At 66.7% G+C, this 255-nt stretch carries 1 protein-coding gene; it reads right to left on the bottom strand.

Annotated features, from left to right (window positions below; genetic code table 11):
- The coding region (locus C5748_RS27650; protein ID WP_146119676.1) for a hypothetical protein at nucleotides 1-255 on the bottom strand (255 nt) is incomplete at both ends.

Raw genomic sequence — 255 nt, 5'->3', positions numbered from 1 at the left:
TCTTCCAGCTCAGGCCCGTGGCGAACAGATAGGTGTTGCGGTCGCGGCTGTCGTCGTCGGAATCCTCGAAGCGGGCCTCGCCGCGCATGCGGGCATTGATGCCGCGCTCCTCGTCCTTGTAGCCGACGGACAGCGACACCGCCTTGCGGTCGAAGTCGGAGCGCTCCAGCCCGGTGCCCGGATCGATGCTGTCATCCTCGATCGTGCCGGCCTCGAAGCCGCCATCGACGGTCCACACCGCATCGGGCGTATAGA

The organism is Phyllobacterium phragmitis (genome assembly GCF_002980495.1).
GTDB classification, from domain to species: Bacteria; Pseudomonadota; Alphaproteobacteria; order Rhizobiales; family Rhizobiaceae; genus Paramesorhizobium; species Paramesorhizobium phragmitis.
Note: the sequence above shows the minus strand (reverse complement) of the source record. Positions and strands in the feature narration are given on the sequence as shown.